General features: G+C 30.8%; 14 protein-coding genes. All 14 read left to right on the top strand.

Going from position 1 to position 13,931, the window contains the following annotated elements:
- The first annotated feature begins 400 nt into the window (after positions 1 to 400).
- The 14 genes from thrS to RN605_RS05040 all read left to right on the top strand — a co-directional run bounded on the left by thrS (position 401) and on the right by RN605_RS05040 (position 13,915).
- Positions 401 to 2,347 carry a threonine--tRNA ligase gene (gene thrS / locus RN605_RS04975; protein ID WP_313322749.1) on the top strand — a complete coding sequence of 649 codons (1,947 nt, stop codon included), beginning with the start codon at positions 401 to 403 and terminating at the stop codon, positions 2,345 to 2,347.
- 76 nt (positions 2,348 to 2,423) lie between these two features.
- On the top strand, positions 2,424 to 2,918 hold the full coding sequence (infC, locus tag RN605_RS04980) for a translation initiation factor IF-3 (protein WP_313325796.1): 495 nt from the start codon (positions 2,424 to 2,426) through the stop codon (positions 2,916 to 2,918).
- Positions 2,919 to 2,984: 66 nt separating this feature from the next.
- Positions 2,985 to 3,182 carry a 50S ribosomal protein L35 gene (gene rpmI, locus RN605_RS04985; protein WP_136151968.1) on the top strand — a complete coding sequence of 66 codons (198 nt, stop codon included), beginning with the start codon at positions 2,985 to 2,987 and terminating at the stop codon, positions 3,180 to 3,182.
- 132 nt (positions 3,183 to 3,314) lie between these two features.
- The gene (gene rplT / locus RN605_RS04990) at positions 3,315 to 3,659 is read left to right on the top strand and encodes a 50S ribosomal protein L20 (protein WP_313322752.1); all 345 of its coding nucleotides are present in this window, start codon (positions 3,315 to 3,317) and stop codon (positions 3,657 to 3,659) included.
- A 286-nt stretch (positions 3,660 to 3,945) separates the two neighbouring features.
- The gene (locus RN605_RS04995) at positions 3,946 to 4,686 is read left to right on the top strand and encodes a LytR/AlgR family response regulator transcription factor (protein ID WP_313322754.1); all 741 of its coding nucleotides are present in this window, start codon (positions 3,946 to 3,948) and stop codon (positions 4,684 to 4,686) included.
- A gap of 51 nt (positions 4,687 to 4,737) precedes the next feature.
- Positions 4,738 to 6,636: a histidine kinase dimerization/phosphoacceptor domain -containing protein gene (locus RN605_RS05000; protein ID WP_313322756.1), complete on the top strand. Its 1,899-nt coding sequence runs from the start codon at positions 4,738 to 4,740 to the stop codon at positions 6,634 to 6,636.
- 87 nt (positions 6,637 to 6,723) lie between these two features.
- The gene (locus tag RN605_RS05005; RefSeq protein ID WP_313322758.1) at positions 6,724 to 6,849 is read left to right on the top strand and encodes a hypothetical protein; all 126 of its coding nucleotides are present in this window, start codon (positions 6,724 to 6,726) and stop codon (positions 6,847 to 6,849) included.
- Between the two features lie 141 nt (positions 6,850 to 6,990).
- A complete protein-coding gene (locus RN605_RS05010; RefSeq protein ID WP_313322760.1) occupies positions 6,991 to 7,743 on the top strand; it encodes a hypothetical protein in 753 nt (250 codons plus the stop codon).
- 24 nt (positions 7,744 to 7,767) lie between these two features.
- Positions 7,768 to 8,277 (top strand): nuclear transport factor 2 family protein, encoded by a 510-nt coding sequence (locus tag RN605_RS05015; RefSeq protein ID WP_313322762.1) that lies wholly within the window; start codon positions 7,768 to 7,770, stop codon positions 8,275 to 8,277.
- 65 nt (positions 8,278 to 8,342) lie between these two features.
- Complete coding sequence (locus RN605_RS05020) at positions 8,343 to 9,275, top strand: NAD-dependent epimerase/dehydratase family protein (protein WP_313322764.1); 933 nt, start codon at positions 8,343 to 8,345, stop codon at positions 9,273 to 9,275.
- Between the two features lie 12 nt (positions 9,276 to 9,287).
- Positions 9,288 to 9,776, top strand: a complete 489-nt coding sequence (locus RN605_RS05025) for a nuclear transport factor 2 family protein (RefSeq protein ID WP_313322766.1) — start codon at positions 9,288 to 9,290, stop codon at positions 9,774 to 9,776.
- 38 nt (positions 9,777 to 9,814) lie between these two features.
- Complete coding sequence (locus RN605_RS05030; RefSeq protein WP_313322768.1) at positions 9,815 to 11,164, top strand: MFS transporter; 1,350 nt, start codon at positions 9,815 to 9,817, stop codon at positions 11,162 to 11,164.
- 292 nt (positions 11,165 to 11,456) lie between these two features.
- Positions 11,457 to 12,497 carry a hypothetical protein gene (locus tag RN605_RS05035; protein WP_313322769.1) on the top strand — a complete coding sequence of 347 codons (1,041 nt, stop codon included), beginning with the start codon at positions 11,457 to 11,459 and terminating at the stop codon, positions 12,495 to 12,497.
- A gap of 2 nt (positions 12,498 to 12,499) precedes the next feature.
- Positions 12,500 to 13,915, top strand: a complete 1,416-nt coding sequence (locus RN605_RS05040; protein ID WP_313322771.1) for an MBOAT family O-acyltransferase — start codon at positions 12,500 to 12,502, stop codon at positions 13,913 to 13,915.
- Positions 13,916 to 13,931: the final 16 nt, after the last annotated feature.

Genomic DNA, 13,931 nt, shown 5'->3' on the forward strand with positions numbered 1-13,931 from the left:
AATAAAACTTGTGCTTTTTGCGGAGGGCAAAGATATAATCTTTTAAAATCCTAAACAAAACTTTTTTTAAGTTTTTTTGAATATTTTTTCTCAGTATTAATTATAGAACGTTTGCCGTATTGCGGGTGCAAAAGTAATCATCTTTTCCACTCTACCAAACTTCTATCAAACCTTTTTTAAAACTATTTTTTAAATCTCTGATTATACGCTTTTTGAAATTCTATCTTTTTACAAAATTTAATGAAAGGGGATTTGAAATATAGAATAATTCGATATACTTTAACAATGAAATCCCATCTCTAGATATCAAAGTTTAAATTCAACTAAGAAAATTATGTATACATATATATTGTTTGTGTTTTGTTAAACAACTATATTTGCATTCCATAAAATAAACGGAATGATAAAGATTACATTACCCGACGGTTCAATTAAAGATTTTGAAAATAGCAGCACTCCAATGGATGTTGCAAAAAGCATTAGTGAGGGATTGGCTAGAAATGTTATTTCTGCTTCTTATAACGGTGTCACTATTGAAACATCTACAGAATTAACTACCGACGGTTCACTTATATTATATACATGGAATGACAAAGATGGAAAGAAAGCATTTTGGCACTCTACCTCACACGTCATGGCGCAAGCTTTAGGTGAAATATATCCTGGAATTAAATTAACTCTTGGACCAGCAATTGATAATGGCTTCTATTATGACGTAGACTTTGGCGAACACAAAATAACAGATGCAGACTTTAAGAAAATTGAGGAAAGAGTTTTAGAAATTTCCAGAGAAAAGCATGAATTTAAAATGCGTTCAGTTTCAAAAGCAGAAGCTTTAGAAATTTATAAAGACAATGAATACAAAACTGAATTGATCTCCAACTTGGAAGATGGTACAATTACATTTTGTGACCATTCAAACTTTTTTGATTTGTGTCGAGGCGGTCATATTCCTAATACAGGAATTATAAAAGCAATGAAAATCATGAGTGTTGCTGGAGCATATTGGCGAGGTGATGAAAAAAACAAGCAGTTAACAAGAGTTTATGGAATTTCTTTTCCTAAACAAAAAGATTTGACAGATTATCTAGAATTGTTAGAAGAAGCTAAAAGACGTGACCACAGAAAACTTGGTAAAGAATTAGATTTATTTGCTTTTTCACAAAAAGTTGGGCAAGGTTTACCATTATGGTTACCAAAAGGTGCTGCTTTACGCGACAGATTAGAACAATTTTTGAAGAAAGCTCAGAAAAAAGCTGGATATGAACAAGTAGTTACACCTCACATTGGACAAAAAGAACTTTACGTTACTTCTGGTCATTATGCAAAATATGGTGCAGATAGTTTTCAACCAATACACACACCAGCCGAAGGTGAAGAGTTTTTATTGAAACCTATGAATTGTCCACATCACTGTGAAATTTACAATACAAAACCATGGTCGTATAAAGATTTACCTAAACGATATGCGGAATTTGGAACAGTATATAGATATGAACAAAGTGGTGAATTACATGGTTTAACACGTGTTAGAGGATTTACTCAAGATGATGCACACATATTCTGTACTCCTGATCAATTAGATTCAGAGTTCAAAAAAGTAATTGATTTAGTTCTTTATGTTTTTGGTTCACTTGGATTTGAGAACTTCACCGCTCAAATTTCTCTTCGTGACCAAGAAAACAGAGATAAATATATAGGTAGTGATGAAAATTGGGAAAAAGCAGAAAATGCTATCATCAGCGCAGCGAAAGACAAAGGTCTAAACACTGTTGTTGAATATGGTGAAGCTGCTTTTTATGGACCTAAATTAGACTTTATGGTAAAAGATGCATTAGGTAGAAGTTGGCAACTTGGAACAATACAAGTTGACTACAATTTACCTGAGCGTTTTGACCTAACATATAAAGGTGCTGATGATAAATTACATCGTCCGGTTATGATTCATCGTGCTCCTTTTGGTTCGATGGAACGCTTTATAGCAATTTTATTAGAACATACAGCAGGAAATTTCCCATTATGGTTAATGCCTGAGCAAGCTATTATATTGTCTTTGAGTGAGAAATATGAAAATTATGCGAAAAAAGTTTTAGAATTGCTAGAAAATCACGAAATTCGCGCCCTAATTGACAATCGCAACGAAACAATTGGTAAGAAAATCAGAGATGCAGAAATGCAAAAAATGCCATTCATGCTGATAGTTGGCGAGGAAGAAGAGAAAAATGGAACGATTTCTGTTCGTCGTCATGGTCAAGAAGGAAAAGGAAATTCTACAGTTTCAATTGAAGAATTTGTATCAATTGTTAACGAAGAAATAAGTAAAACATTAAAAACATTTGAAGTTTAATTAAAATTTTTAAGCCATAGCAATAAGAAGTAATAAAGGTTATAAACCTAGAGTAGAAAAAACTGCAGCACACAATATTAATAAATTGATTCGTGCAACAGAAGTTCGTTTAGTTGGTGAAAACGTAGAACCAGGAATTTACAAATTAGCTGATGCATTACGAATGGCCGAAGAGCTTGAAGTAGATTTGGTTGAGATTTCACCAAATGCTGAACCACCAGTTTGTAAAATGATGGATTATGGTAAGTTTCTTTACCAACAAAAAAAGCGTGAAAAAGAATTAAAAGCTAAGTCTACTCAAATTACGGTAAAAGAAATCCGTTTTGGTCCTCAAACAGATGAGCATGATTATGAATTTAAAAGAAAAAATGCTGAGAAGTTTTTAAAAGAAGGTTCAAAATTAAAAGCTTTTGTATTTTTTAAAGGTCGTTCGATAATCTATAAAGAGCAAGGACAAATTTTATTGTTACGTTTGGCTCAAGATTTAGAAGAATTTGGAAAAGTTGAAGCAATGCCAGTATTGGAAGGAAAAAGAATGATTATGTTCATTGCTCCAAAAAAGAAAAAATAAATTATTTGCAAAGTGCAAATTCTTATAAAATAGTAAGTAAGTTAAATTAAATAAATTAGGGAAATTATGCCTAAAATGAAAACAAAATCTAGTGCTAAGAAACGTTTTAAAGTTACTGGCTCTGGAAAAATTAAAAGAAAACACGCTTTCAAAAGCCACATCTTGACTAAAAAGTCTAAGAAGCGTAAATTAGCTTTAACTCACTCTGCATTGGTTCACCCAACAGATGAAAAAAGCATTAAACAACAATTAAGAATTATCTAATCAACAATTAATTATTGTTTATTATTAAAAGAATAATTCTTTAGGTTACAAAAACATTTAATAACCTTGGAGTATGGCTTTAAGTTCCTTTGATTAAATTCAGGACGCCTGCTACAAAAAAACAGAAAAATTATGCCAAGATCAGTAAATTCAGTTGCTAAAAGAGCAAGAAGAAAAAAGATAATGAAGCAAGCCAAAGGTTTCTTTGGTCGTCGTAAAAACGTTTGGACAGTTGCGAAAAACGCAGTTGAAAAAGCGATGGTTTATGCTTATCGCGATAGAAAACAGAATAAAAGAAACTTCCGTGCTTTATGGATTGTGCGTATTAACGCTGGTGCTAGATTACACGGAATGTCATATTCTCAATTCATGGGATTAGTTAAGAAAAACGGTATCGAATTGAACCGTAAAGTATTAGCTGATTTAGCGATGAATCACCCAGAAGCTTTTAAAGCTGTTGTGAATAAAGTGAAATAAAAACGTTTGTACAACCTCGATTTAACTTACTTATATATCAAAATCCCAATCATTTGATTGGGATTTTTTTTATCCTTTTTTAAACAAATTTTAACATTTCAATGAATAATAGATTGAAATTCAATTGATATTTCTTATTTTTGGTTAATTAGATTCATGTTCCTGATAAAAAATTGAATCTTTTTGCTTTACCTACAAAGCGTTTCTTGTATATAAAATTATATTTTGTTCTCCCTAAATCGAAGCGTTAATTCTTTAAGAGCCAATAACTATAATATTATTCTAAATGGGAAAAGTATACAAGATTTTAATTGTTGAAGATGAAATGATAATTGCTGCCAATCTTTCGCTTCAACTTAAAAATTTGGGTTATGAAGTTAGCGGTATAATTCCGAGAGGTGAAGAAGTATTGGCTCATGTTGAACAAAATCTTCCTGATATTATTTTAATGGATATTAACCTTAATGGTGAACTGGATGGAATTGATATTGTAAACTCATTACAACCAAAGTATAAAATACCTATTATATATCTTACTGCTAATGCAGACGATTATACTTTTAACAGAGCTAAAGAAACTAATCCTTTTGCGTTTATTTCTAAACCTTTTAAAAAGGTAGATTTACAACACGCGATTGAGCTAACGATTAAAAGAGTTGAGGAAGAAAAACAGTTTGATGATGATGTATCCAGTTCTGATATACCTTTTGTTTTGATTGATAGCATTTTTATTAGGAATAATGATAAAATGGTTAAGGTGTATATTGATGATGTATTGTATATTGAAGCTGAACGCAACTATTGTAAAATTCATTGTAAAGAAAAAGAGCATTTGGTGGTTTCGACCTTAAAGGATTTGGATGGAAAACTACCTTCAAAAAACTTCTTGAGAATACATCGTTCGTTTATTGTAAACATTTCGCATATTGATGAAATTGCAACAAGTCATGTTGTAATTTCCAAAAAAGCGCTTCCTATTACTAATGAGCTAAAAAAAGAATTACTACAACATATTCAAAAAGTTTAAAGAGCAATGCATTATAAACTACTTTGTTTTTTACTTTTTTTTACCTTCAATATGTTTTCGCAAAAAAGCGGAAATAAAGGTGTTTCGGCTAAAGAAGCATTGGAATTGAGCAATAAATATAAAGAGAGAGCAAATTGGTTTACCAATATGCCACAATATAACACTGATAGTACTCAATATTATTCCTCTAAAGCTATTGCGGTTCTTGATGCTAATGAACCCTTGCATCAATATAAATTACTTGAACTAAAATTTAATAAAAATAAGAACAAGTATTCAAAATTTTCTTTGAATGCTCAGGATTCTATTTATAAAATTGAATGGAACAATTATGATAAGTTAGATAATAAAATTACTGAGAACAGACTATTGAAATATGGCTATCTTGTTAATTGGGCAAACATAAAATTGTACAAAGGTGATTCGGAAGAATCGTTGGATTTGTTTGAAAAAGCGCTTCGATTGATTACTAAAAAGGATGTTCCAAATGTTCAAGCTAGAGCACTTTTAGATAAAGGTTTGTATTATGGTTTGTATGGTTTGGAATCGGAAAAAAAATTATCGCATAAGTATTTGCAACAGAGTTTAAAGTTTTATAAGAATCATTATTCTGAATATCCTGGGGAGTTTTATATGATTAATGCGGAGTTGGTGTATTATTTTTATAGTTCACCCAAGAAGGATTCGTTGCACTACTATTTTAATGAAGTTAAAAAGCTGCTTCCTATTTATAAAAAACCAGCTGTACATTTTTGGTATTATAGTATGCTGGCTAATTATTTGACTATAGAAAGAAAATTTGACGAAGCAAGGGCAAATTATTTAAAAGCATTGGTGGTTGTTGAAAATTATAGTTTTAATGATCATAGTATTCATTCTAATATTTTGAGTGGCTTAGGTTATATTGCAATGGAAGAAAAAAAATATGATGAAGCATTGGAGTATTATCTAAAAGCCAATTCTCTTTTGATTGAGCTCAATGATAATACAGAACAAAAAATCACTGTTTTGGATAATATTGGTTCTCTTTATGAAGAAAAAGGTGATTTTAAAAATGCTTTAAAATATAGAAAGGAACTTTACGAAGCGTCATTGGCAATAGAAAAACAACGAAATGAAAGAAGTTTGCGCGAAAGCGAACTGAAAGTTGATGTTAGCAATAAAGAGAAAGAGTTATCGCAAAAGAAAAATCAGCAATTGTTTTATTTGATTGCGCTTGGGTTGTGTATTATATTGCTGGTATTAATTTATAGAAACGTTCGATTGAAACAAAAAAGTAATTTGAAATTAGCTGCCATTAATAATGAACTTGAAGAGAAAAACCTGCTCTTAGACAAACGAAATGCCGAAAATGAATTGTTGTTAAAGGAAATTCATCATCGTGTAAAGAATAATTTGGAGGTTGTATCGGGATTATTGGCACTACAATCGGCACAAATTGATGATAAAAAAACCAAAGATGCTATGCAAGAAAGCCAAAACAGGGTAAACTCGATTGGTATTGTTCATCAAAAATTATATCAAGGGAAAAATCTTGGAGCTATTGAAATGAAAGAGTATGTTTTGAATTTGAGTGAAAGTATACTGGATAGTTTTGGAGCTGAAGGAAAGATACATCTCGAACTTGCAATGGAAAAATTAGATTTGGATATTGATACTGCTGTTCCTTTGGGGTTAATTATTAATGAGCTAATTACTAACACGGTGAAATATGCTTTTCCTGAAAATCAAAAAGGTACTTTGACTATAAAACTTGAAAGACAACCTGAAAATATATTGCACCTAGTGGTTTCTGATGATGGTGTTGGGAAATCTGGTGTGATTAAAGGAACTGGTTTTGGAGGACAATTGATTTCTTTGCTTACCAATCAATTGAACGGCACTATGAAAGAGGAAAATAATAATGGTACTTCGGTTATTTTTGACTTCAAATTAAAAAAATCTGCTTAATAATCTTTTTAAAATAGATTTTATCTCTTAGTTTAAAGATTAAAACTACTTCAACAAGCAATGCAATAGCCATAACAAGCTTTACAATTGCCTATTCAAGCGTTACAATCGCCTGTTCAAGGATTACAATTGCCTATTCAAGCGTTACAATCACCTGTTCAAGGATTACAATTGCCTATTCAAGGATTACAATTGCCTATTCAAGGTTTTTAATTACTTGTTTAAGGTTTGCTTTGATAAATAATAATACCTCTTGGGACAGAAAAAGAGTTGTTTCGTCCTAGATGACTTCGTTTAGTTACTGATTTAATGTTACTTAGATAAATATTAATAACCAATTAAATCAACAATACAATGAAAAATTTAAAAATTACAATTTATGCAGTTGTTGCCTTTCTGTTGTTTTTTTCAAACACAGTAAAAGCACAAAATCAGATGTTTTGGATACATGTTGATCATGTAAAACCATCTATGGAAGCAACCTATGAAAAAGTTGCAAAGGAATTTGCAGATGCTTGCAAAACGTATAATGTTCCTGATTTTAATTTTAATGTTTGGAGACATGATAATGGTTCCTATTATTATTCTAGTCCGTTGAAAAGTTTTGCTGATATGGACAAAGATATTTTGAAATCAATGCGAGATAAAATGGGTGCTGAAAAATTTAAAGCAATGTTTGATCGTTTTGATAAATGTTATGATTCGCATCAAAATTTTATGGCAACTTATGTAAGTGATTTGTCTTATATGCCAGAAGGAAAATCAGCAGAAGGAGATTATAATAAATATTATTATATGTATGTATCGCCAGGAAATTCAGAAGCTGTAGCTAATAAATTAAAAGAGATAAAGGAATTGTGGGCAAAAAAAGGTTCAAAACTTCCATACTTTATAATGCACAGTGGTTTTGGAGCTGAAGAAGAATTTTATTTGGCTGTAATCAGAGCAAAAGATGCGCAAAGCCAAGCAACTGCAAGTGCAGAGAACAATAAACTACTTGGTGATGAATGGGGAAAGAAATGGGATGAATTATATCCGTTATTATCACATTATAAAAGTGAATCATCTTATTATAAAGCTGATTTAAGTTATCCTGAAAAAAAATAATATTAATTATAAAGCAAAATAAAAATGAAAAAAATAATTCTATTAGGACTTGCAGCTGTATTCTTTATTGCCTGCAAACAAGAAGTTCGATATACACAAAATTCGCCTGAAATTGATACTTATAAAAAAGTAATGGAGGATTATAAAACCATGAATTGGGAAGATTATCCGAAACATTATGCTGATACTGCAAAAGTATTAAATAATGTAACCAAGGATAAAGCAAAAACAGTAGCACAAGCTATTGAACAAAGCCAAAAAGATGCTGAATTATTTACTTGGGTTGTTGAAGATGATGAATATGAAATGGTAGTAACTGATAAAGGTGAAACTTGGGTAAACTATTGGGGTTTATGGAAAGGAACCATGAAATCTACAGGAAAAGTATATCAAATTCCGTTTCATAATACAGCACGATTTATAGATGGCAAAATAGTTAGAGAATATGGTTATTGGGATAACTCAGAAATTGTAACTGATATGCTTAGCAAACCTGAAACTCCTACTCCAACCGAGGAAACAGTAACAAACTAATAATTATTAATTCGAAAACCTACAAGACTTTAAAACCCTTGTAGGTTTTTTTAAAAAATCTAAAAATGAAAAAAGTAGGTATCATTGGAGGTTCAGGCTTCATTGGAAGCTATATCACCAAAACGTTTTTAGAGAATGGATTTGAAGTAAAAGTATCTACAACTGATATTACGCGAGAAGACAAATACCAACATTTGATGTTGCTAAAGCATAGTGATAATCTTCAGATATCTGAAATGAATGTAGAAGACAAAGCTTCACTACTCGATTTTGTTTCTAGTTGTGATATAATTATTCATGGTGGAACGCCTTTTATTTTAGATTTTCAAGATGCTGAAACAGAATTATTTAACCCAACTATAAATGGTACTGAGAATTTTTTAGAAATAATTAGTTTAACTCCAGAAATAGAAAAAGTTGTTTTTATAGCCTCAGTTGCTGGATGGAATACTAATTTTCCTTTTCCGGCTGATGGAAAAAGTTTCACAGATTCCTTTGATGAAAATGACTCAAGATTTAGTTCTACAAATAGTCATCCGTATGCTCAAGCAAAATTTATTGCCAATCAAGTTGTGGAGAAATTCATTAAAGAAAATACAAACCTTTCGTTTGAAATTACAACCGTTTCACCTGTTGGTGTAATGGGAAAATCGCTTTCTAACAGAGAAGATTCAACATCTAACGGTTTGCAATTTTTAATTAAAAACAAAATTGCTCCTGATGCATTTATTCAAATGCTTTTTGACGATAATATTTCTTTTTCTCTAGTAGATGTAGAAGATGTAGCCAAAGCTATTTATAAAGCTGCCACTACCAAAGGTTTGCATGGAAAGGATTATTTATTGGCAACCGAAACTTATAAAATATCAGATATGAACCTGATGTTAAACCAACAAGAACCAAAAGAAATTGGTCAAATTATTTATAAAAATGATTTGGCAAAAAAAGAGTTAGGAATGCAATTTAGACCTATAAAAGAAACATTATTTAATTACTAAAAAAATATAAAAATGAAAAATACAATTCTATTATTCGTGACTTGTTTTTGTGTTTCAGTTTCATTTTCTCAAATGAAAAAAGAAGCTCAAAAAAATAATTCTACTACTGATAACGCAACGATAGTAGATAATTTATATAAAGCTTTCTCGGTTGGTGATATTCCAGCTGTTTTAGCAAGCATGGATTCAAAAATTGTTTGGTATGAAGCCGAAGGAAACCCTTATGCTGATGGCAATCCATATATTGGACCTGAAGCTGTATTGAATGGTGTTTTTGCCAGAGTTGGAGCTGAACATGACTACTTTAAATTATCTTATATTAAACTTCATAAAATGGAGAACAATCAGGTTTTAGCAACACTACGTTACAAAGGGAAAGTCAAAAAAAATGGTGCAGAATATGATGCACAAGTTGCACATCTTTGGACATTAAAAGATGGCAAAGTAGTGGCTTTTCAGCAATATGTTGATACCAAAAAACTAAATGACGCATTTAATTAATAACATTCATACTAGTAATTTAATGAAATGAAGCAAATATGAGTACTACTAACCTACCATCACTTTCTGAAAACACATTTTTACGCTATTTTAATTTTATCGCACTCTATTTTGCACAAGGTGTTCCGGAAGGAATGTTATTATTTGGTATTCCTGCATGGATGGCAATGAATGGAAAATCAGCTGGAGAAATTGCCAGTTTTGCCATTGCTTGCGGATTGCCATGGAGTTTTAAATTCATCGTTGCACCAATGATGGACCGTTACACCATTTTATCAATGGGACGTAAAAGACCATGGGTTATTTTTGGTCAATTGGGTTTAATGACCAGTTTTATTTTGATGTCATTTATTCCTGATCCTTTGAACAATTTAAATTTATTGATGCTTTTTGGATTCATAGTTTCTTTTTTTGGTGCTTTTCAGGATGTTGCTACCGATGGAATGGCTGTAGACATAATACCAATTGAAGAACAGGCTAGAGCAAATGGATTTATGTGGGGTTCAAAAATAGTTGGAACGTCATCATCTTTAGCTCTTGGAAGTTGGCTCTTAAACACCTATAGTTTTGCAATTTCTATCGCAATGCTTTCAATTTTAGTTGGTTTCATTATGCTAGTTCCTATTTTTTTAAAAGAACGTCCAGGAGAAAAAACCTTGCCTTGGACAAAAGGTCAAGCTTCACCTGAAAACAAAAAATTACAAGTAACTAATTGGAAAACAATTTTCAAATCCTTATTCAGTGTTTTTAGCTTAAAAAACTCATTACTAATTGCAATTATAGGATTTATAGTTTGTGGTTGCCAAAATTATATGGACATTCTATTACCTTTATTTACTGTTAAAAATCTAGGTTGGACAGACTTAGCCTATTCACAAGTATTTGCCACTTCATCTTTAATAGGTGGAATAAGTGGAATGTTGATTGGTGGAATTTTAATAGATAAATTTGGAAAAAAACGCATGCTTAATACATACCTTTTAGTATTAATAACTTCCACATTGCTGATAGCTTTTCTTAAAAATTTCTGGGTAAATACACTTTTAATTAATAGCTACATGTTTATCTATTCTCTACTTATGGTATTTTGCAATATTGGCTTTTTCGCAATTTGCATGGAATGTTGTTGGAAAAAAATATCTGCAAGTCAATTTACTTTATACATGACAATTAGCAACATTGGTCGGATTGCTTTTGCGGCATTAATTAGTCCAATTCGAACTAACTTTAGTTGGGAAATTAGTATTATTAGCTTTTCTATATTCATATTTATCAGTTGGGTTTTATTGCAATTTTTAAATATTAATCATCAAGTGAAAAGCATTGAACATCTTGAAAAAAAGGACATTGAAAGTCAGGGAATGCTAGTAACATTAACACAAGTATAAAAATTTTGAATTAAACAATATAAGATTTGGAAATGTATTCAATAAAATAAAAACCAAGCGAAAGAATACAATAACAATTTTATTATTAAGAATTATTGTAAATTTATTTTCAGTATCTTGTTGTCAATAAGCAAATAAAAAAGTAATGTCTTCTGAAATAGTTTCACTAATAGGAACTTGTAGTTATTTCAATATACGTTCTAAGTAAAAAAATATATAGATATACTCATATAATAAAATTAACATGAAAGTAAACAAACAATAATCAAACACCAACCAAAAACCAACCAATATGAATTTAAAACAATCACTAATAATTGCATTTATACTAAGTGCAATTAGTATTGCAGCTTGGGAATTCTACTGGCGTTCCAACGGAAAATATCCAACGCTAAATGAAGACAAATCTCTTTGGGCTATGCATCGTGCAGATGCTGAAACAGCAACCAAGGAAGATGTAATTATTCTGGGTTCATCTAGAGCATTTTTTGATATTCAAATCAAGACATTTGAAGAAGCCAGCGGAAAAAAACCTATTCAATTAGCTTGTCCTGGAGCTTCACCATTACCAACATTTCATGACATTGTAAACAACACCAACTTTAATGGAACCATTATTATTGGTGTAACGCCAGGTTTGTTCTTTTCTACAACATTTCCAGAAGCTTTTCCATGGAAAAGATCTCAATCCAGAACTGATTATTTTAAGAACAGAACTTATGCACAACGTTTAAATTTTGAATTATCTATACCATTACAACAAAATTTGGTTTTAATGTCGGCGGAAGAAGAAGAATGGGATGATGATATTGATTTAAAATCATTATTAAGACAAGTTAGAGTTGGCGAAAACAGAACAAAAAATCCTTATGCACCGCCTTTTTATTATTTCGGTGATACCAATTTAGACCGAAATATGAAAATGACCAATAAAACGGCAGTTGATACTGCTTTTGCAAACTCAATCATAAAAGTTTGGCATTATTTCGGAAAAGGTGCGCCACCACCAGATAAAAAATCAACTACAGCTTATTTTCTTGAGGATTTAAAAAAGTTTAAAGCAAGAAATGGAACTGTGTTGTTAATCAGATGTCCTTCAAGTGGCGGAGTTAGAATGGGTGAAAACATGAAACTACCAAGAAAAGATTTTTGGGATGAACTTGTTAAACAAGCTCAAGTAAAAAGCTATCATTTTGAAGATTATGAACAATTCAAACATCTTACTTGTCCTGAAGAATCTCATCTTTCAGAAAAAGATGCAATATATTTTACTAGAGAATTAGTGAAGCTAATGAAATCTGACAATCTATTAACTAACTCTAAAACTAACTAATTATGCTATTCAATTCGTTAAGTTTCGTAGTGTTTTTAATTATAGTTTTAGCACTTTATTATTCAAAACTATTCAATTGGACATTCAAAAAAAAAATGTTGCTTTTTGCTAGTTATGTTTTTTATGGATTATGGAATCCACCTTTGGTTATTTTACTTTGGATTTCTACTGTTGTCGATTGGATTACTGGAAAAAAACTATCTATTGTTGAAAATCAAACCCAACGTAAATTATGGCTATTATTAAGTATGGCTGTCAATTTAGGTTTCTTATTTTTCTTTAAATACGGTAATTTTCTATTGGAAAATTTTACTCTATTAATGAACCAAATAGGTGTTGACTATCATCCACGACCTATGGATATTATTCTGCCAATGGGTATTTCTTTTTATACATTCCAAACGATGTCTTATACCATTGATATGTATAATAGAAGTTGTGAAAGAGCAAAAACATTTCTAGACTTTGCTTTATATGTTACATTTTTTCCACAATTAGTAGCTGGTCCAATTGTTAGAGCACAAGATTTAGTAACTCAATTTTATGAAGAAAAAAAAGCAACTATAAATCAGTTTATTTGGGGAATGTTTCTTTTAACTATTGGTTTATTTCAAAAAATAGTGTTGGCAGATACATTACTTTCAAATACAGCAGACACAATTTATGGTTCAGGAAAAGTATTAAATTCTTTAGACGCATGGACAGGAACATTAGCTTTCTCTGGACAAATATTTTTTGATTTTGCTGGTTATTCAACTTGTGCCATTGGGATATCATTAATGTTAGGAATTACATTAATGGACAACTTTAAATATCCCTATGCAGCAATAGGTTTTTCTGATTTATGGAAACGTTGGCACATATCATTATCAAGTTGGCTTCGCGATTATTTGTACATCCCATTAGGTGGAAATAAACATGGTATAACACGTATGTATGTCGCTTTAATGTTGACCATGCTTCTTGGAGGTTTATGGCATGGTGCTGCATGGACTTTCGTTATTTGGGGTGCGCTTCACGGAATATATTTGGTTGTAGAAAGATTACTCAAAAACTTTATTAAAATAAAAATCAATGCATTCAACGGTATAATTCTAGCTTTAATGACCTATACTTTAGTGAATTTTACTTGGGTGTTTTTTAGAGCAAGAGAATTTTCAACTGCTAAAAATATGATAACGTCTATGTTATTTATGAATTCAGATGGAGAAAAAATTCTACAAAACTTTGATGTCATTAAAGTATTAACGCTGATTAGTATTTTATTCTTATGTCATTGGATTATGCGAAATACATCCATGAAAGAAGTATCAACAAAAGTAAAACCTTGGGTTTTAGGTGTAGTTTGGGCAGCAATGTTTTTCTTAATTGTTATTTCTCAAGGAAGTGGTGAACAATTTATTTACTTCCAGTTTTAATAAATATCAATAGTAA

The organism is Flavobacterium sp. PMTSA4, from assembly GCF_032098525.1.
GTDB lineage: Bacteria > Bacteroidota > Bacteroidia > Flavobacteriales > Flavobacteriaceae > Flavobacterium > Flavobacterium capsici.

Bases quoted from the DNA above. Each gene is read 5' to 3' on its own strand.
- RN605_RS05030 (WP_313322768.1), top strand. From the start codon at position 9,815: ATGAGTACTACTAACCTACCATCACTTTCTGAAAACACATTTTTACGC.
- RN605_RS05040 (WP_313322771.1), top strand. From the start codon at position 12,500: ATGCTATTCAATTCGTTAAGTTTCGTAGTGTTTTTAATTATAGTTTTA.
- rplT (WP_313322752.1), top strand. From the start codon at position 3,315: ATGCCAAGATCAGTAAATTCAGTTGCTAAAAGAGCAAGAAGAAAAAAG.
- rpmI (WP_136151968.1), top strand. From the start codon at position 2,985: ATGCCTAAAATGAAAACAAAATCTAGTGCTAAGAAACGTTTTAAAGTT.
- RN605_RS05025 (WP_313322766.1), top strand. From the start codon at position 9,288: ATGAAAAATACAATTCTATTATTCGTGACTTGTTTTTGTGTTTCAGTT.
- thrS (WP_313322749.1), top strand. From the start codon at position 401: ATGATAAAGATTACATTACCCGACGGTTCAATTAAAGATTTTGAAAAT.
- RN605_RS05000 (WP_313322756.1), top strand. From the start codon at position 4,738: ATGTTTTCGCAAAAAAGCGGAAATAAAGGTGTTTCGGCTAAAGAAGCA.
- RN605_RS05035 (WP_313322769.1), top strand. From the start codon at position 11,457: ATGAATTTAAAACAATCACTAATAATTGCATTTATACTAAGTGCAATT.
- RN605_RS05020 (WP_313322764.1), top strand. From the start codon at position 8,343: ATGAAAAAAGTAGGTATCATTGGAGGTTCAGGCTTCATTGGAAGCTAT.
- RN605_RS04995 (WP_313322754.1), top strand. From the start codon at position 3,946: ATGGGAAAAGTATACAAGATTTTAATTGTTGAAGATGAAATGATAATT.
- RN605_RS05010 (WP_313322760.1), top strand. From the start codon at position 6,991: ATGAAAAATTTAAAAATTACAATTTATGCAGTTGTTGCCTTTCTGTTG.
- RN605_RS05015 (WP_313322762.1), top strand. From the start codon at position 7,768: ATGAAAAAAATAATTCTATTAGGACTTGCAGCTGTATTCTTTATTGCC.